At 67.4% G+C, this 17,539-nt stretch carries 14 protein-coding genes and 1 tRNA gene; 4 read left to right on the top strand and 11 right to left on the bottom strand.

Going from position 1 to position 17,539, the window contains the following annotated elements; genetic code table 11:
• Positions 1-190: 190 nt before the first annotated feature.
• Positions 191-1,999, bottom strand: a complete 1,809-nt coding sequence (gene lepA, locus SAZ01S_RS03825; protein ID WP_084580227.1) for a translation elongation factor 4 — start codon at positions 1,997-1,999, stop codon at positions 191-193.
• Positions 2,000-2,161: 162 nt separating this feature from the next.
• Here lepA and SAZ01S_RS03820 point away from each other — a divergent pair, with 162 nt between their 5' ends.
• Entirely contained in the window at positions 2,162-3,124 is a 963-nt protein-coding gene (locus tag SAZ01S_RS03820) for a CsgG/HfaB family protein (protein WP_139809922.1), read from the top strand.
• A 99-nt stretch (positions 3,125-3,223) separates the two neighbouring features.
• Here the strand turns inward: SAZ01S_RS03820 and SAZ01S_RS03815 are convergent, their stop codons facing one another.
• The 3 genes from SAZ01S_RS03815 to pnuC form a co-directional block, all read right to left on the bottom strand.
• Positions 3,224-5,521 (bottom strand): TonB-dependent receptor, encoded by a 2,298-nt coding sequence (locus tag SAZ01S_RS03815; protein WP_084580226.1) that lies wholly within the window; start codon positions 5,519-5,521, stop codon positions 3,224-3,226.
• A 174-nt stretch (positions 5,522-5,695) separates the two neighbouring features.
• Positions 5,696-6,220, bottom strand: coding sequence for an AAA family ATPase (locus tag SAZ01S_RS03810; protein ID WP_084580224.1), 525 nt, complete (start codon positions 6,218-6,220; stop codon positions 5,696-5,698).
• Complete coding sequence (pnuC, locus tag SAZ01S_RS03805) at positions 6,217-6,771, bottom strand: nicotinamide riboside transporter PnuC (protein WP_084580222.1); 555 nt, start codon at positions 6,769-6,771, stop codon at positions 6,217-6,219. The genes SAZ01S_RS03810 and pnuC overlap by 4 nt, the downstream gene beginning before the upstream one ends.
• 185 nt (positions 6,772-6,956) lie before the next feature.
• Between pnuC and SAZ01S_RS03800 the strand changes: the two genes are divergently transcribed.
• Positions 6,957-7,033, top strand: a tRNA-Pro gene (locus SAZ01S_RS03800).
• Between the two features lie 170 nt (positions 7,034-7,203).
• On the opposite strand, the gene SAZ01S_RS03795 is transcribed toward SAZ01S_RS03800, so the two are convergent.
• Positions 7,204-8,520, bottom strand: coding sequence for a sensor histidine kinase (locus SAZ01S_RS03795; RefSeq protein WP_245824581.1), 1,317 nt, complete (start codon positions 8,518-8,520; stop codon positions 7,204-7,206).
• Between the two features lie 47 nt (positions 8,521-8,567).
• The gene (locus SAZ01S_RS03790; RefSeq protein WP_084580218.1) at positions 8,568-9,290 is read right to left on the bottom strand and encodes a response regulator; all 723 of its coding nucleotides are present in this window, start codon (positions 9,288-9,290) and stop codon (positions 8,568-8,570) included.
• 150 nt (positions 9,291-9,440) lie between these two features.
• On the opposite strand from SAZ01S_RS03790, the gene SAZ01S_RS03785 reads away from it, so the two are divergent.
• Entirely contained in the window at positions 9,441-11,939 is a 2,499-nt protein-coding gene (locus SAZ01S_RS03785) for a TonB-dependent receptor (protein ID WP_245824578.1), read from the top strand.
• Positions 11,940-12,068: 129 nt separating this feature from the next.
• Here SAZ01S_RS03785 and SAZ01S_RS03780 read toward each other — a convergent pair whose 3' ends face one another.
• From SAZ01S_RS03780 to SAZ01S_RS03765, 4 genes are all read right to left on the bottom strand, one after another.
• Complete coding sequence (locus SAZ01S_RS03780; RefSeq protein ID WP_084580214.1) at positions 12,069-13,439, bottom strand: protein arginine N-methyltransferase; 1,371 nt, start codon at positions 13,437-13,439, stop codon at positions 12,069-12,071.
• 174 nt (positions 13,440-13,613) lie between these two features.
• Positions 13,614-14,903 carry an OmpP1/FadL family transporter gene (locus SAZ01S_RS03775; protein WP_084580212.1) on the bottom strand — a complete coding sequence of 430 codons (1,290 nt, stop codon included), beginning with the start codon at positions 14,901-14,903 and terminating at the stop codon, positions 13,614-13,616.
• 50 nt (positions 14,904-14,953) lie between these two features.
• Positions 14,954-15,361, bottom strand: coding sequence for a DUF2147 domain-containing protein (locus SAZ01S_RS03770; protein WP_439951212.1), 408 nt, complete (start codon positions 15,359-15,361; stop codon positions 14,954-14,956).
• Positions 15,362-15,507: 146 nt separating this feature from the next.
• Positions 15,508-16,230: a S8 family peptidase gene (locus SAZ01S_RS03765; protein WP_084580210.1), complete on the bottom strand. Its 723-nt coding sequence runs from the start codon at positions 16,228-16,230 to the stop codon at positions 15,508-15,510.
• Between the two features lie 139 nt (positions 16,231-16,369).
• Between SAZ01S_RS03765 and ybaK the strand changes: the two genes are divergently transcribed.
• Complete coding sequence (ybaK, locus tag SAZ01S_RS03760) at positions 16,370-16,843, top strand: Cys-tRNA(Pro) deacylase (protein ID WP_084580208.1); 474 nt, start codon at positions 16,370-16,372, stop codon at positions 16,841-16,843.
• A 3-nt stretch (positions 16,844-16,846) separates the two neighbouring features.
• On the opposite strand, the gene SAZ01S_RS03755 is transcribed toward ybaK, so the two are convergent.
• Positions 16,847-17,443, bottom strand: coding sequence for a hypothetical protein (locus SAZ01S_RS03755; RefSeq protein ID WP_084580207.1), 597 nt, complete (start codon positions 17,441-17,443; stop codon positions 16,847-16,849).
• Between the last annotated feature and the right edge of the window lie 96 nt (positions 17,444-17,539).

Here is a 17,539-nt window from a genome sequence, read left to right as displayed (position 1 = left end):
GTCATCCCGGCGAAAGCCGGGATCCATTGCCCTCGACGCGGGGGGAAAGAACCGCCATTTCAGCGCGAATGGATCCCGGCTTCCGCCGGGATGACGATTGTTTTGGACGTGCCGTCGTCGCGAGGTTCCAAATGCGATTGCCCTGCCCTGCCGGGGAGGCATGCCGCGGGAGACGCGAGCCCCCCGCCCCTTATTCCTCGCCCATCCGCAGTGCGGCGATGAAGGCTTCCTGCGGAATCTGCACGCTGCCGTACTCGCGCATCCGCTTCTTGCCTTCCTTCTGCTTGTCGAGAAGTTTCCGCTTACGCGAGGCGTCGCCGCCATAGCATTTCGCGGTCACGTCCTTGCGCAGCGCGGCGATCGTCTCGCGCGCGATCACCTTGCCGCCGATCGCCGCCTGGATCGGGATCTTGAACAGATGGCGCGGGATCAGGTCCTTGAGCCGCTCGCACATGCCGCGGCCGCGGCTCTCGGCGGTCGAGCGGTGGACGATCATGCTCAGCGCGTCGACCGGCTCGTTGTTAACGAGGATGCTCATCTTGACGAGGTCGCCGGCGCGGTGGCCGATCTGCTCATAGTCGAAGCTGGCATAGCCGCGGCTGATCGACTTGAGGCGATCGTAGAAGTCGAACACCACTTCGTTGAGCGGCAGCTCATAGGTCACCTGGGCGCGGCCGCCGACATAGGTGAGGTTCTTCTGGATGCCGCGGCGATCCTGGCAGAGCTTGAGGATGGGCCCCAGATATTCGTCGGGCACGTAGATCACCGCCTGGATCCACGGCTCCTCGATCTCCTCGATCCGGTTGGGATCGGGCATGTCGGCGGGGTTGTGGAGCTCGATCTCCTTGGCCTCGGCCTCGCCCGCCGCCTTGGTCAGGCGCATCTTGTAGACCACGCTCGGCGCGGTGGTGATGAGGTCGAGGTCGTACTCGCGCATCAGCCGCTCCTGGATGATCTCCAGGTGCAAGAGGCCGAGGAAGCCGCAGCGGAAGCCGAAGCCGAGCGCGGCGGAGGTCTCCATCTCGAAGCTGAACGACGCGTCGTTGAGGCGCAGCTTGGAGATGCTCTCGCGCAGCTTCTCGAAATCGGCGGCGTCGACCGGGAACAGGCCGCAGAAGACGACCGGCTGGACTTCCTTGAAGCCCGGCAGCGGCTCGGCGGCGGGCTTCTTGGCGTCGGTCAGCGTGTCGCCGACGCGGGCCTGGGCGACTTCCTTGATCTGCGCGGTAATGAAGCCGATCTCGCCGGGGCCGAGATCGGGCAGCTGCTCGATCTTGGGGCGGAAGGCGCCGACCCGGTCGACCAGATGGGTCGTGCCGGTCTGCATGAACTTGACCTGCTGGCCCTTCCGAATCGAGCCGTCGATCACGCGGACGAGGATGACGACGCCGAGATAGGGGTCGTACCAGCTGTCGACCAGCATCGCCTTGAGCGGGGCATTGGGGTCGCCCTTGGGGGCCGGGATGCGTTCGACGATCGCGTCGAGGATCTCCTCGATGCCGATGCCGCTCTTGGCGCTGGCGAGGACGGCATTGGAGGCGTCGAGGCCGATCACGTCCTCGATCTCGGCGCGGACCTTTTCGGGCTCGGCCGAGGGCAGGTCGATCTTGTTGATCACGGGGATGATCTCGTGGTCATGCTCGATCGACTGGTAGACATTGGCGAGCGTCTGCGCCTCGACGCCCTGGGCGGCGTCGACCACCAGCAGCGCGCCCTCGCAGGCGGCGAGGCTGCGGCTCACCTCATAGGCGAAGTCGACATGGCCCGGCGTGTCCATCAGGTTGAGGACATGGCCCTTCCATTCCAGGCGCACGGTCTGCGCCTTGATGGTGATCCCCCGCTCCTTCTCGATGTCCATGTTATCAAGGACTTGCTCGGACATCTCGCGGTCGGCCAGGCCGCCGGTGCGCTGGATCAGCCGATCGGCAAGCGTGGACTTGCCATGATCGATGTGCGCGATGATGGAAAAATTGCGGATCTTGGTGATATCGGTGGCCATGATTCCGCGCGCGTTAGCAGCTTGGTGAGAAAAGCCAAAGTACCCGATTGTACGGTGGCGCGACGTCGCTAGGCCCCGGCGCCGCATTCTGGTACGCGTGCCGCCGGGGTGCGCTCCTGTCCAGGCAGGCGCCCGCAGGTTGTACAGGGAGGAAAGAGTAAAATGATGAAGCAGTTGCTCGGCGCCGCCGGGGCGATGGCATTGTGCGTGGGCGCCGTTCCCGCCCTCGCCCAGAGCAAGCCGACCAAGACCCAGCGCACCCAGGAACAGGCCGTGCAGGACGTGCCGCATTGCGCGCGCAAGCTCGGCACGCTGTCGATCGTCGACGGCGACGATCCCCGCGGCTGGACCCAGTATTCGCTGGCGCCGCCGCAGAAGCTGCTGAAGGTGCTGGTGCAGCGTTCGGGCTGCTTCAATCTGGTCGACCGTGGCTCGGGCCTGCAGGCGGCGCAGTTGGAGCGGAACATCGGTGGCGATCTCGGCCACCAGCGCGGCGCGAATGTCGGCCAGGGCCAGATCAAGGCGGCGGACTATGTCCTCGTCGCCGAGGTGCAGGCATCGAACCGCAACGCTGGCGGCAGCGCCGTCGCAGGGGCGGCCGGCAGCGTGATCGGCGGGTCGATCGGCGGCCTGCTGGGCGGCATCAAGACGCGCAAGATGGAGGCGAACACCGTCCTGTCGCTCACCAACGTGCGCACCACCGAGACGATCGCGACGCAGGAAGGCTATGCCTCCAAGAACAGCGTGTCCTGGGGTGCCGGCGGTGGCGTCGGCTTCATCGGCGGTGGTCTCGGCGCGGTCGGCGGCGGCTATGACAACACCGATATCGGCCGGATCGTGACGCTTGCGTTCATCGACGCCTATTCGAAGATGGTCAACGAACTCGGGCTGGTGCGGCCGGGCGACGAGGGCACCGCGCAGGCGGCGCCGACCAAGACCTTCACCGCGCAGGCGCCGGTGGCGATGCACGCCACCCCCGCGGCCGCCGGCAAGGTGATCCGCACGCTGCCCGTTGGCGCGATCGTCTATCCCACCGGCAAGAAGGACGGCCTGTGGTGGGAAGTCGCCGACGAGAACGACAATGTCGGCTGGGTGCTGAACACCAAGCTGGCCCCGTCGAACTGATCGGACGCAGGCAGAAAGAGGGCCGCCGCGGAGATCCCCGCGGCGGCCCTTTTCTTTAGCCCGCTGCACCTCCCGAAAGAGAGGTGCAGCCGGTTTGGCTTACTTGAACTTGCCGCTCAGCGAGAGGCCGAACACCCGCGGCTCGTTGAGCACGGCGGCGCGATAGTTCTCGATCACGCCCTTCAGGTTCTTCTCGCCGGTCAGGTTACGGATGAAGCCAGCGACTTCCCAGGCGTCGTTCTCGGCGGTGTAGCCGATCTTGAGGCCGCCTTCGAAGTTGCCGTCTGCGGTGAACTCCTTCGTCCGGTACAGCACGAAGTTGGTGTAGCCCTGCACATTCCAGTCCGTCTGGAGGAACAGTTTGCCACCGATGTCCATCGGGATGTCGTAGCGCGCGTTGATGTTGAAGCTATAGTCGGGAGCGTTCGGCAGCGGGTTGCCGTCGATATTGGCAAGAAACGCGGTGGTGGCCCCAGCCTTGTTCTTCACTGCCACGGTCGGCTGCAGAAGTGTGCAGGGCATCACCCCCGCGAAGAAGCAGGTCTGCACCTGGACATTCTTGTCCTGGATCTTGCTGCGCAGCAGGCTGAAGCCCGCCTGGATCGAAAGGTTGCGCACCGGACGCCAATCGGCATCGGCCTCCAGACCATAGGCGCGTGCCTTGTTGGCGTTGAGCAGTACCCCATTGCCGTTGATGTCGTTGCCGTTCAACTGGATATCATCGACCGTGTAATAAAAGCCGGTCAGGTTGAAGCGCAGCGTGCGGCCCATCTGGGTCTTCACACCAGCTTCCCATGACAGGATCTTCTCGGAATTCGCGGTTGTGAAGTCCGAGTTGAACACCGCCGAGCGACCCTGGATGGTCGGGCCACGGAAGCCCTTGGCGACACGGGCATAGACGCTGACGTCCGGGTTCAATTCATAGCGCGCGCTCAGATCCCAACTCGGCTGGGTATCCGAGAGGCGCACGTGGCGACGGCCACCATAGGTGACGAGCCCCGCCGCGCTGTCGGCCGTCTTCAGCAGATCGGTGGTCTTGGTATCCTTCGTCACCCGGCCGCCGGCGGTGATCGTCAGCTTCGGCGCGACCTCGTAGCTCACCTGGCCGAAGCCCGCCCAGCTAGTGTTCTGGTTGTGCAGGCGCACCCAGTTGTTCGGGTTGTTGGCCGGCGGCGTGAGGAAGTAGGCGCGCTGATAGAATTCGGTGATGTCGCGCGAATCGAAATACATCGCGCCGACCTGCCACTTGAGCGGGCCCTCGCCGTTGCTGGCGACACGGAATTCCTCGGTCCACTGGTCGAGGCCGCGCACGCGGCCCATCGATTCGCCATAGCCGGCGTTGTTGAAGTCGGCCGCCGCGCCGCCATCGGTGTCGCCGCGGCTATAGCCCGAGAGCGTCTCGTAACCGGTGATCGAGGTCAGCGTGACCGGGCCCAGGTCCCAGTTGACATGCACCGAGCCGCCTGCGGTCTTGTAGTTCTGCGGGTTGTCGGCGCCTTCGTCCCAACGCGCGCGGGTGAACTGCACGCCGGTGATCTGGTTCGAACCGAGCGGCAGCGCACCGCGGCGGAACACGGTGGCGGTGCCGTCATACCAGCGGGCATGGCCCGAGGCGAGGATCGACAGGCTCTCGTTCGGCGTCGCGAGCAGTTGCAGGCGCACGTCGCGCTCGTTGAAGCCGCCGGCGGCATCCTTGCGGCCGACGCGGGTGCCGTCGAAGGTCGGGCCCGTATAGGTGTTGTCGATATAGTCGTCGCGGTGCTGGTAGAGCCCCGAGATGCGGAAGGCGAGCTTGTCCTGGATGATCGGACCGCCGACGCCCGCGTCGACATTGACGCTGTTATAGCTGCCATAGCTCGCCGTCGCACGGCCCTCGAACTGCTGCGTCGGGCGGATCGAGTCGAACTTGATGATGCCGGCGGTGGTGTTGCGGCCGAACAGCGAGCCCTGCGGACCGCGCAGCACTTCGATCTGGTTGACGTCGAACACCGGGTTCGACTTCATCACGACGTGCTCGAGGACGATGTCGTCCTGGATGATCGAGACCGGCTGCGACGCGCCGAGGTAGAAATCGACGTTGCCGAGACCGCGAATGTAGAAGCGCGGGAAGATGCGGCCGGTCGAGGATTCGACATAGAGGCCCGGCACCTTGCCGGAGAGCGCGAGCAGCGTATCGTCGCCGCCGGCGGTATAGTCACGGGCCTGCGCGGCGGGCAGCACGGCCACCGACACCGGCACGTCCTGCTGGTTTTCCGGACGACGCTCGGCGGTGACGACGATCTCCGCAAGCCCGTCGTTGCTCTGCGTATCCTGAGCGGAGGCGGTATCGGACAGGAGCAGCGCGCCCAAGGCGGCGCCGATCAGCAGGCTGCGCTTGTCGCGCGCGAGATGCAGCATTGGAATTCCCCGTTTGGATGTTTGGTCTTGTGTTTGAACGGCGCGCGGACATGCAGCGCGGCAATTCACCGTCTGCTGCAAGGACTTGTTGTGAAGCTTCCCCGTTACCGTCGCGGCGGCGCTAGGCCTCGATTGTGAACTTCCTGTGACGCAAATCGGGCGGGCGCCGGTTCCTCAAACCTGTTGCGCGAAAGCCGCAATTGCCGCCAGGGCAGCAGCCGTCCGCGCCTCGCCCTCGCCGCGCACCAGCGCCCAGGGAACGCCGCGGCGCTCGAGTTCGGCGCGGGAAAGATCGAAGAAGCGCTGCCGCGCCTCGCGCGTGCCGAACAGCCGGGTGCCGTCGGCCACCCAGGGCAGATCGATGTCGAACAGCAGGTAGAAATCCGCGGTGCCGTCCCATGCGTCGAACCAGGGGTCGCGGGTCCCGAACAGCATGTCGGCCCATACCGCCGTCATCAGCGGATCGGTGTCGAGGATCAGCGGCGGCGCGGTGGTCTCCAGCATCATCCGGGTACCCGCATCGTGCGTCTTCGCGATCTCGACAAGATCGGCCATCGTGAAGTCGGTGCCGCGGGTCTCCGCATATTCGCGGCCATATTCGTCGAGCACCGTGCCGCCCAGCGCCGTCGCCAGCCGCGCGGCGACCGTGGTCTTGCCCGTGCTTTCGGGGCCATGCAGGCAGATGGTTCGGGGAATCATGCGCGGGCCCTGTTCCAGTCGATGGCGCCCCACACCGAAAGCGCGAGGAAAAGGCAATAGAGGCCAGCGGTGAGCCACAGCCCCTTCACCGCGAACAGCGGGATCGCCAGCAGGTCGACAGCGATCCATAACGGCCAGCATTCCCAGGCTCGGCGCGACTGGAGAAGCTGGGCCGTGATGCTGATGACGGCGATGGTGCCATCCCACCAGGGATAGGCGGCATCGGTCACGCGGTACATCAGCGCGCCCCAGGCGAGCGCCGCCAGCGCCATGCCGATGCCCCAGATCAGCCGCGCCCGCGCGCCCAGCCGGGTGACGGGTACCTCGCCCGACGAGGCCTTTGCCTGCCGCCAGTTCCACCAGCCATAGCCGTTTACGACGAAATAGAAGCCCTGGAGGAGCGCATCGCTGTACAGCCGCTCGCGCAGGAAGATCCACGCGTAGAGCGACACCATCGCCAGTGCGAAGGGGTAGTTCCACAGGCTCCGCCGCACGACGAGCGTGACATTGGCGATCCCCAACAGGGTTGCGACGGCTTCGATGGGCGACACGGGGCGCAGGCTTATCGCGCCGAGCGGGGCCGGTCGAGCGGTGCCGTCCGGGCGAATGGGAAAAAATGCAGGGAGCGTCTTTTTGTTGCAACGAAGCGCTTGACGGCTCGGCCAACCCACCCTTATAGGCGCGCCTCCAAGCTCAAGCCGGTCTGCTCCCGAAAGCATCGTAGACCGGACTCCGTCGGGGAGTAGCTCAGCCTGGTAGAGCACTGTCTTCGGGAGGCAGGGGCCGGAGGTTCGAATCCTCTCTCCCCGACCATATTTCCACATTGGAAATCTGCAGAAATCCGCCGCTTCGGCGGCGGAGATCTGCGTCTGAACGACAGGGTTGAAGGCGCAGATCGAACCTCCAGCGCTCCCACGCCGGATCGCGGCCTTGGCGGCCACGCCTCGAAGTCCTGAATTCCGCCATCCGCGGCGCGCGTAGAATTAAGCGATGGGCAACAACAGGTTCGCAGCAGTGCCGCCGCCGCGGGCTTCACCCAAGGAAAAGTCCCCGCCCCATTGGACCGCGAAATCCCGGACGATGCTCAGGCCCAGACCCGCCCCGCCCGTTTCGCGGCTTCGTGAGGCCTCGCCCCGCTCGAATGGCAGCAGCAGACGTTCGCGATCTGCGGCGGGAACCCCCGGCCCTGCATCGGTCACCGAGATGCGCACCCGATCCTCGACCCTCTGCACGCAGACCTCCCCGCCATCGGCATAGTCGATGGCATTGCGCAGCAGGTTCTCGATGGCGCGGCGGAAGGCGGGTTCGGGCGCACAGATGCGGGCCTCGTCGCCGGGCAGCAGCCGTATCGCAGCGCTACGTTCGCCCAGGGCCTCCACGATCGCATGCAATTGCGCGCGCACGTCGAGCACTTCTGGCGGTGTCGCTGCAGCGCGTGCGAAGGCCAGTACCTCGCCGATCATCGCCTGCATGCGCTCGACATCGGCGACCATCCGCCCACGCTGTGGCTCGGGCGTGCTCTCGATCCGGAGCCGCAGGCCGGTCAGCGGCGTGCGCAGGTCATGGGCGATGGCGGTGAGCATGCGCGCCCGCTCGGCCGCTTCCGCCGCAAGCCGCGCCTGCATCGCGGCGATCGCCGCCGCGGCTTCGCGCAACTCGCGCGGCCCCTCCTCCGGGATATGCACCGCGCCACCGGAATCGAGCGCGTCGGCAAGGGTGCGGAACGGTTGGGTCAGTCGGCGCGCGAAGATCCAGGCGATCGGTGCCAGCAGCATCAGGCTGACGGCCAGCGCGATGAGAATGTTCACCTGCCACCGCGCGAAGAACGGCCGGACAGGCGCCACGCTCAGCCAGCGGCCGTCCGCCTGCCGCACGCTTGCCGTGAAGGCGGGGACCGGCAGGCCGATCATGGCATTGCGGATGGTGCTGCTCACCGTGCCGGGTGCCACCATTTCGAAACGACGGCGGCCCCGCTGCACCAGGACAAAGGACGGGGGAGCATCGGTCTTGTCGGCGCGCAGCACGGTCCCCACGACGCTTGCGGCCTTGTCGGTCAGCGGCCTGGTGCCGGACGATACGACCCGAACCTCTTCGATCGGCCGCCGCAGTTCGGCGGCGATGATCGCTTCCAGCACCATCGTGCGCGGCCCGGGCAGCGGCTCGGAAACGATCCGGCGCTCGAAGCCCGGCATCGGCTTGCGCAGCGCGGCGATCGCTTCGGCGGCGCTGACACGGACGGCTGGGGGCTGCGGGGCAAGAAGCACGATGGCGGCGGTGGTCGCCACGCTCAGCGTCGCCACCGCCACGCCGAAGTTGCCGATCGCGACGAGCGCGCTGGGCGCCCGCTTCACGCCGCGCGCACCGTCGGCAGGAAGCGGTAGCCGACGCCACGGACTGTTTCGATCAACGGCATCGGGTCTGCTTCGGCGAGCTTGCGGCGCAAGCGGCTGACCGCCACGTCGATGGCGCGGTCATAGGAGGCGGCGTCCAGGCCCCGTGCCAGATCGAGCAGGGCATCGCGCGTCAGAATCCGCCCAGCACGCTGGACGAAGGCGGCGAGGAGCGCGTGTTCGCCCTCGCTGAGCGAGACGGCGCGCCCGGCAGGATCGCGCAAGCGCCGCTCCTCCAGATCGAGCCACCACCCCGCGAAGGTCACGCCGCCGCGGGGTGGTCGCTGCTCGTCCCGTGTGGGCGACGGCCGCCGCAGCAGCGCCCGCACCCGCGCCAGCAGCTCGCGCGGTTCGAACGGCTTGGTCAGATAGTCCCAGGCGCCGACTTCCAGGCCGACGATCCGGTCGGTAACGGCGTCGAGCGCGCTGAGCATCAGGATGGGCGTGCTTGCGCTCGACAGGCGGCGACAGAGCGACAGCCCGTCCTCGCCGGGCATCATCACGTCCAGCACGATCAGATCGGCGGGCGCCTGGGCGAGCGCGCGGTCGCAGGCGGCGGCGTTGGCGGCGGTTCGCACGGCATAGCCATTGCCGCGCAGGAAATCGGCGAGCGCGTCGCGAATACTGGCGTCGTCGTCGACGATGAGGACCGTGTTCGTGGCGATCACCTCTGCATGCATGCTCCGTGGGTAGCAGCGCATTGTAGCATTTGCGTAACAGCGCGCGCTACCGAGCGGCCATCCCCAGGCTACGCCCCTCTGCTGCAACCCCGGCCAACACAGGTGCGGGAGGTGTACATGGGGCGGACGATCAGACGGCTTGTCGGTGTGATGGCGAGTGTCGCCCCCGGCATGGTAGTGGCGCAGCAGGCAGCCCCGGCGGGTGTCGCACCGCCGGAGCCTGGCACGGCGCAATCCGCCCCGGCGAAGCAGCCCGTCGAGGCCGCGAAGCCAGAGCAGGGCGGCCCCGCCACCATCCAGTTCCGGGGGGCGGACGGCAAGCCGCTGCCGCCGGAGATCCAGCGCAAGCTGGAAGCGCAGCTTCGCAGCAACCCCTCCGCGCTGCTGGGGGGACCGAACGCGCGGCAACAGGCCGGCGCCGGAGGCGATATTCTGGTCACGACCCGCCAGGCGCGCGGTGCCGTGGTGGGCGACGTGCCCCCGGAAAGAACGCTCGGCCGGCTCGATGTCCGCGCGCTGGGTGCTGATAATATCGGTGCGCTGCTCGAGATACTGGGACCGCAGTTGGCCAGCGCCCGTGGGCGGGAGGATGGCGGCCCTGTCGTGCTGTTGAACGGGCGGCGCGTCTCCAGCCTTTTGGAGGTCGCGCGGATCCCTTCCGAAGCGATCGAGCGGCTGGAGGTGTTTCCCGAGGAACTGGCGCTCCGCTATGGCTATCGCGCCGACCAGAAGGTCGTGAACATAGTGACGCTGGAGCGCTTCCGGTCCCGGATCGGCCAGCTGAGCCTGGTTGCGCCGACCGAAGGCGGGCGAGAGAGCGGCACGGGCAAGGTCGACTATCTCGCGATCCGCGGCGATACCCGGCTTTCGCTGGGCGCGACCTACACCCGCGCCGCGTCGCTGCTGGAGAGCGAACGCGACCTGCGGCAGTTTGCCGCCACGCCCGAGCTTGGGCGATTTCGCACGCTGTTGCCCAGCAGCGACCAGGCCGCACTCGAAGGCGGGGTGAGCGGGCAGATCCCTGGGGACATCGCCGCGACGCTGAACGGCCGTTTCGAGGCGACGCGAACCGAAAGCCTGCTGGGCGCGGTGGGCACCCGTCCGCTGCGCCGCCATAGCGAGCGAGGCGTCGCCCATCTCGGCACGACTCTCGGCGGGCGCCGCGGCCCCTGGCTCTGGACCGTAACCGCCAGCCACGATCGCTCGACCAGCAACACCCGCACCGATCTGGACGACGGCGCCGCAGGAAGGGAGCAGGCACGATCGACGGACGCGCGCACCCTGGCGGACCTGCTGCTCAACGGCCCGATCGTGCAACTGCCGGCGGGCCCCTTGTCCGCCAGCGCGCACGCGGCCGTGGAGTTCTCGACGTTCGACAGTCGCTGGGACCGCGGTGCCTCTGCCGGGCAGGTTGCCCCCTCGCGCCAGCGCGGGACGGCGCAACTGGATCTCGACCTGCCGATCTTACACCGCGGCGACAGACACGGGGCGGCGCTCGGCAATCTCTCGGCCAATATGAACCTCGCGCTGGAGCGACTTTCCGATGCGGGGAGCCTGCGGAGCTTCGGCTATGGGCTACGCTGGAGCCCGTCCTCGGCCATCGGCGTCCTCATCTCCGCGGCCGACGAGCAGACCGCGCCGACGCTGGAGCAGCTCGGCGCCCCGCTGCTGGTGACGCCGAACGTCCGCACCTTCGACCTGGTTCGGCAGGATGTCGTCGATGTCACGCGGACCTCCGGAGGCAATGCTGGGCTGCGCGCGGAGGATCGGCATCTCTTCAAGCTGGGCATGACCCTCCGTCCGATCCGGCGGACCGACCTCATCCTGAGCATCGACTATGTGGCGTCGCGCACCGACAGGCCCATTGCGGCGTTTCCGATCCTGACGCCGCAGCTCGAGGATGCATTCCCCGACCGGTTCACCCGCAGCGCGGACGGGGTCCTGTCCGCGATCGACGGGCGGCCGTTGAACTTCGCCGATGCCCGGCAGAAGCAGCTGCGCTGGGGCGTGAACTTTGCCCGGCCGCTCGGCCACGTTCCGGCCGGCCTGCAGAATGCCGGCGTCCGGGTGTTCGGAAGCGAGGCGGAAGCGCGCCGCGCGTTTCCGGGCGCCGTGTTCGCCCATCCCGATCCGGGGAGCGCCGCGGCGCGCAGCGTCGGCAATCTTTCCAGCCGGCTGTTCCTCAGCCTCTATCACAACTGGTATTTCGAGGACTCCATCCTGCCGCGGGCGGGCGTACCTCGACTCGACCTGCTGGACGGCGGCGCGGTGGATGTGCGCGGCGGCCGCCGTCGCCACGAGGTCGAGTTCCAGGCTGGTGCCTTCAAGCGCGGGCTCGGCGCCCGCATGACCGTCAACTGGCAGAGCGGGACGGAGATACGCGGGTGGGGCAGTGCCGAGGGCGATCTGCACTTCGACGACATCGCCGTGGTGAACCTCACCCTGTTCGCGAACCTCGCCGAGCGCCTGGGTGGCGCGCGAGCGCCCAAATGGCTGAAAGGTGCGCGCGCCACCCTCGGCATCACCAACCTGTTCAACACGCGGCCGTCCGTCCGCGACCAGGCGGGGAACACGCCGCTCAGCTATCAGCCGGCGTATCTCGATCCGCTGGGCCGAACGCTGAGCTTCACGCTGCGCAAGCTATTCTAGGTGTTTCGTCCCGGCTTTTGATGGGGTCTGACGATTGCCCAGACCTGACCGTTCATCCCTGGATGGCATCGCGTCAGGCGATCCTGGATCCCCATCAGGCCTGTGTTCTCGGGCGCTCGAACCAGACACCTAGTCGCGCGTCGCCGACAACGGCCACAGGATCAGGGTGATGCGATCATGGCCCACGGCAATGTCGAGCGTGTCGCCCGCCTGCACGTCGATCGGTGCCGGGAAGCTGTGCAGCACCTGCAGCCAGCCGCCATCCTGATAGCCGTCTGGATGGTTGTCGAAGACGATCCCCTCGGCGAGATCGATGTGCATCCATTGCACGATGCCGATCGCACGACCGCTGGCGGTAACCGGAATGCGCAGCCGGGCGAGCGTCGCGTCGTGCTTCTTCTCGGTCAGGTTCAGCCGCACCAGTTCCACATCGTCGGACAGACGCTGCCACCCCGTCATCGTCCCGTGGATCGGCAGGCGCTGCGGCGCGAAATCGCTGAACGGTGAAAGATCGAAACCGGAAACCTCGCCGACGAACGCATAGTCCGCCAGCGTCTCGCTCGCGACCAGGCATCCGATCGCGCTGGCGGCGCGCGGGATGACGATGGCATCGGGCGCGAGCAGGCGGCGGTGCGCGTCCTCGAACGTGTCGAGCACCTTCTCGGTCAACAGGTCGCTCGACAGGATCTCGGAGACCAGGATCTTGGCCGGCGCGTCGAGTTCCTTGCCCACCGCGAGCTCGGTCGACGGCATGGCGTGCACGGTGATACGATCGGCATAGCCGTTTCGCGCGACGATTTGCGCGGCCATTTCCGCGATCATCGGCTCCATCTCGCAGGCGACGACCTTGCGCGCGCCCGCCCGCGCCGCCATCAGCGAGAGCAGCCCGCTGCCGGCGCCGATATCGAGCACGCCCGCTTCAGGCCCGGCAACCGCGATCGCCGCCCGGATCGCCGCCTCGAACGCGTCGTTGCGCGGCGTGTCGTTCATCATGGGGATATGCCAGAAGGGCACCGATGCCGCGCCGAGCCGCCGGGCCTGGTGCCGCAGGTGCAGATTGTCCGGCTGCAGCGCCAGCGCGCGCCGGAACAGCGTCAACGCCTCCAGAGTGCGCCCGACATCGGCGAGCACGACGGCCAGGTTGCCCAGCGCCGTGGGATTGCCGGGATCGAGCGCGCAGGCCCGCTCCAGCGGCGCGATGGCCTGATCGCTGCGGCCGAGCCAGTGCAGCGTCAGCCCCTTCTCGTGCAGCGCGACAACATGATCGGGTTCGATCGCCAGCAACTCGTCCCAGGCCGCCAGCGCATCTTCGGGCCGCGACAGCCGCCCGAGCAGGCCCGCCAGCAGCGGCAGTACCTCCACCGGTCGATAGCCATATGCGAGGGTCGCGCGGTAGCGCACCTCCGCCGCCGCCAGATCCCCTTGCTCGTGCAGCGCCATCGCCTGCGCCAGTGCGGTGCGGGCCTCGCTCAGGCGATCGGGGGACTCGAGGTCGGTCACGGGAACATCCTTAAGACTTGGTGTAGATACCGGTCGTTCCGGATAGGTGCTCGCGGTCTCGCGCGATAGTCCCGCGTTTGCCCTTAAGCCCTCCCCTTCGGATAAAGGCTGAGAAAGCGAAACGCCGCCGACCCGTGGGGCCGACGGCGTCGCAATCGTTCCGTTCAAGTCGCCTCAGAAATGCACGCGACCACCCAGCGAGAACACGAATGCCCGGGCGTTGCGCAACTGCCCCTGCGTCAGGATAGTCGATCCCGCCGCGATCGTCGCGCGGTCGATCGGGGCATTGGCGAAGTCGACATAATTGGCTGCCGCGTCGAGCACGATGTTGCGCGTGACCGCATAGGAGCCGCCGGCACCGAAATTCCAGCGGTTGGAATCGGGCACACGGGCGTCGCGCTGCCCGTTCTGCGTCGGCGTGGTGGCGCGCTGCACGCCGGCGCGCAGGGTCAGCGCGGGCGTGACCATATAGTCGACGCCGCCGGCATAGCTCCAGCTCTCGCGATAGTTTTCGGGGATCGCCGTATTGACCGGCGCACCGAGGCGGATCGCATCGAACTTGTCCCAGTTATAATGCACCACCTGGCCGTTGAGCGTCAGCTTGTTGGTGGCGCGCCAGCGCACGCCCGCGATCTGCTGGGCGGGCGTGTAGAAGTCCGCCTGCACGTTCGACAGGGCGAGGTTGCCGGTCTGGAGCGGCCCGACTAGCCCGCTCACCGTCAGGTCACCCTTCAGCTTGTGGCGGATGGCAGACTTGTAGCTGAAGCCCGCGGTCACCCGGTCGCTGTGCATCTGGAAGCCGGCGCTCCAGCCCACATCCCAGCCATCGCCCTTCAGTTCCTGCCGGCCATCGGGCAGGCTGGCGACCAGGTTGGGCAGCGCATTGCTGAGGCTGGCATCGGTATATTCGACATTGGCCGCGGCACCGACGCGCAGCCAGTCGGTCACCGATACCGCGATCGAGGGCTGGATATCGACGGTGCGCAGCCGGGTCTTGTCGGCGCTGTAGCGGGCCCAGCTGCTCGACGCATAATCGGTCGTGAAGCTGTAGGGCGAGGTCACCGCCAGGCCGAGCGCCACCCGGTGGCCGAGCGGCACGGCGACCGCACCCGACGGCAGCACGCCGTTGTTGATCGGATTGCGGCTGGTCCTGTCGCCGCCGATCGGCGCGAACGGCTGGCCGCCGGGGCGGCGGATCAGCGTGCCGGTATCGACCACCTCGCCGCGCGGCAGGATCGCCGCCGCGTTGAGGTTGACCTCGATGCGCTCGGCATCGGCGATCGCGGCGGGGTTCCACCACAGCGAGGCCGCGCCGGTATCGGCGACCTCGCCCGAAAAGGCGCGCCCGGCGCCACGCGCCGACTGTTCCTGGAGATAGAAGGCCTGGCCATGGGCAACGCCCGCAAAGCCGGTACCGGTCGCCAGCGTGCTGCCGGCGAGGAGGAGGAGGTTAAGCTTTTTCATGATGTTTCTCACGCTACTGGGGTGTCGCGAAACGGCGCCGAAGCGCCGCGTCAGCGAACCCGGGTCCAGGTCTGGGTACGGCAGAACGGCTTGAACACGCAGCCGCGCAGCTTCAGCTGATCGGGGCCCGCCAGCGTGATGTCGGCGCTGTAGGTCTTGCCATCCTCGGCGTTGTAGATCTTGCCGCCACTCCAGTTGGTGCCCGACGGGGTAAAGCCGTTCAGGATCTGCAGCCCCTTCAGCGGTCGGGTGCGGAGCTGCGCATTCGAATTATTGGCATCGCGCAGATCGGGGTTGGTGCGCAGCGCATCCGAGGTCAGGATCCGGCCACAGATCGATGGCCCGCAGCGCTGGATCTCGACGATCGCGTTGCGCGTTTGGGTCTTCCAGCGACCTTCGACACCCTCTCCGGCTTGCGGTGCTGCTGCCAGCATCGCGACAAGCAAACTCATCCACATACTTGTTTTTCCATTGTCTCATGTTCCCGTTCCGGCAAAGCCGAAACGAGGACAGGCATGTCGTATGTTTACGCTGCAGCCTCTCCTGGGCTGGAACCATACCCATTCCTCAAAGTTCCGCAATGCCAGGGATGTTTCCGAAAATTTCAGGCCGTGTGCCGGCGATGGGCAATGCGCCGTGCGGTCTCGATCGGGGCCGCGAAGGACGTCCCGGTGCCGGTCGCCGCGCGCCCGTCGGCGAGGCTGGTCGGCACGTCGACCCCGCGCTGCCAGACATAGACGTAATCCCGCCGGTCCGCGTCCGGTCGGTTGGTGCCGGCCCAGGGCTTGCCCGCCGGATCGAGCGCGCCGACCAGCACCGCATTCGGATAGCCCCGCCGCGCCATCGACAGGTTGCCGGGGTGTGGCAGGCCGTTGTTGCCGGCGGCGAGCACCACCAAGATACCGGCCGTGGCGGCGTCGTGCACGGCGCTGGTGATCGCGGGATCATCGGCCAGTGCCAGCGAGATGTTGATCGCATCGACGCGCAGGTCGATCGCCTTCCGGATCGCCGCGACGATCGGCGTCGCGCTGGGCTGGCAGGGCGGATTGGCGCCGGGCCGGCAACCCGCCGGGTCGTCGATCCGCAGGGACACGATCGCGACCTGCCCCGCCGCCGCCCGGGTAAGGATCGTCGCCACCATCGTGCCATGGTCGTAGCGCGGCCGGAACGGCGCTCGCCCGTTGCCGGCAAGGTCATATTCGGCGATCAGCTTTCCGCGCAGTTCGGGGGTTTCCGCCACCCCGCTGTCGATGATCGCGACCCGCGGCGTTGCGACGGGCGAACTTCCCGCAACCAGAGCGAACAGCGCCATTCCGAGCAAGGACATATCGGGACTCCGCCTCCCCCCAAGGGAGATCTCGCGGATGCTAGAACAGCAGGGTTAACAGGTACTTCCCCGGGCATGCGGGCTTGCACGGAGGTGCGACGCATGCCACGGGGCATGCCCTGGAAGGGGAAGTGCAACCATGTCGAAGGCTACCCGCGCCACGCGGATGCTCGAAGCGGCCAAGATCGCGTTCACGGTGCACGCCTATGCCTATGACCCCGATGCCGACGCGATCGGGCTGCAAGCGGCCGAAGCGCTGGGCGAACCGCCCGCGCGCGTTCTCAAGACACTGATGGCCAAGGTCGACGGCAAGCCGGTGCTCGCCATCCTGCCCTCGGACCGGCAGGTGGCGATGAAGAAGCTGGCGGCGGCGCTCGGGGGCAAATCGGCGGAGATGATGAAGCCGGTGGATGCCGAGCGCCTCTCCGGCTACAAGGTCGGCGGCATCAGCCCGTTCGGGCAGATGCGCACGCTCCCCGCGGTGATCGAGGAAACCGCTGTCAGCGAGCCCTATGTGTTTATCAACGCAGGACAACGCGGCTTGCAGCTGCGGCTTTCGCCGGCCGATGCGGTGCGCGTTCTGGAGGCGACGGTAACCGCTATCAGCGCCTGAATGTCATAGCGGCCGGGCGTGCCGGGCCGCGTCCCGCAATAGGCCGATGACATGTTCGAGCAGCGCCGGACGACCGTTCGGCCCCTGCACCACCGTCGCCTGGATATAGGCCTGCACCTTCGCACGCAGCCGCGCCTCGGCCCGCAGCCGCATCCAGTCCCCCGAGGCGGCGACCTTGCCCAGCCCGCCGGCGATCGGCAGGGTCGTCGCCGCACCGCGCACCAGCCCGGTGAGCGCAGTGCCGCCCGCGGCGGCCCAGTCGCCCAGTTCCTCCATCATGTCGCGCATCAGGCTCGCATCGATCGGCAGCGGCTGCCATTGCAGATGGTGATAGGCGATCGGCTGCAGCGCGCGATCCGCCTCCTCTATCACGCGGCGCGCCAGCGGTTCGGCCACCTGGCGGACGACCGGGGCGATGCGGGTGGCGACGAAGCGGGTCTGCTCGATCAGCCCGTCCTGCCAATCGGCCTGGGAAAGGTCGGCATCGAACGCCTCGACCAGATCGGCCGCAGCCTGCTGCAACACCGCACGGGCCATCGCCACATGCAGGTCGCGCCAGCGGCGAACGTCGCGGCGGCCAAAAAACGGTAGAAAGTCCAACGTGCCGCTCCGCCTTGTCCTGGCACCCGATCACACCAGAGTTTCCGCCGCGCCTCAACACTCTATTGCGCGAGCACGGCCGCGTGCCGCTGGCAA

This window comes from Sphingomonas azotifigens NBRC 15497 (genome assembly GCF_002091475.1).
Taxonomy (GTDB): Bacteria; Pseudomonadota; Alphaproteobacteria; order Sphingomonadales; family Sphingomonadaceae; genus Sphingomonas; species Sphingomonas azotifigens.
The sequence above is the reverse complement of the archived record's forward strand: the minus strand, read 5'-3'. Positions and strand labels throughout refer to the sequence as shown.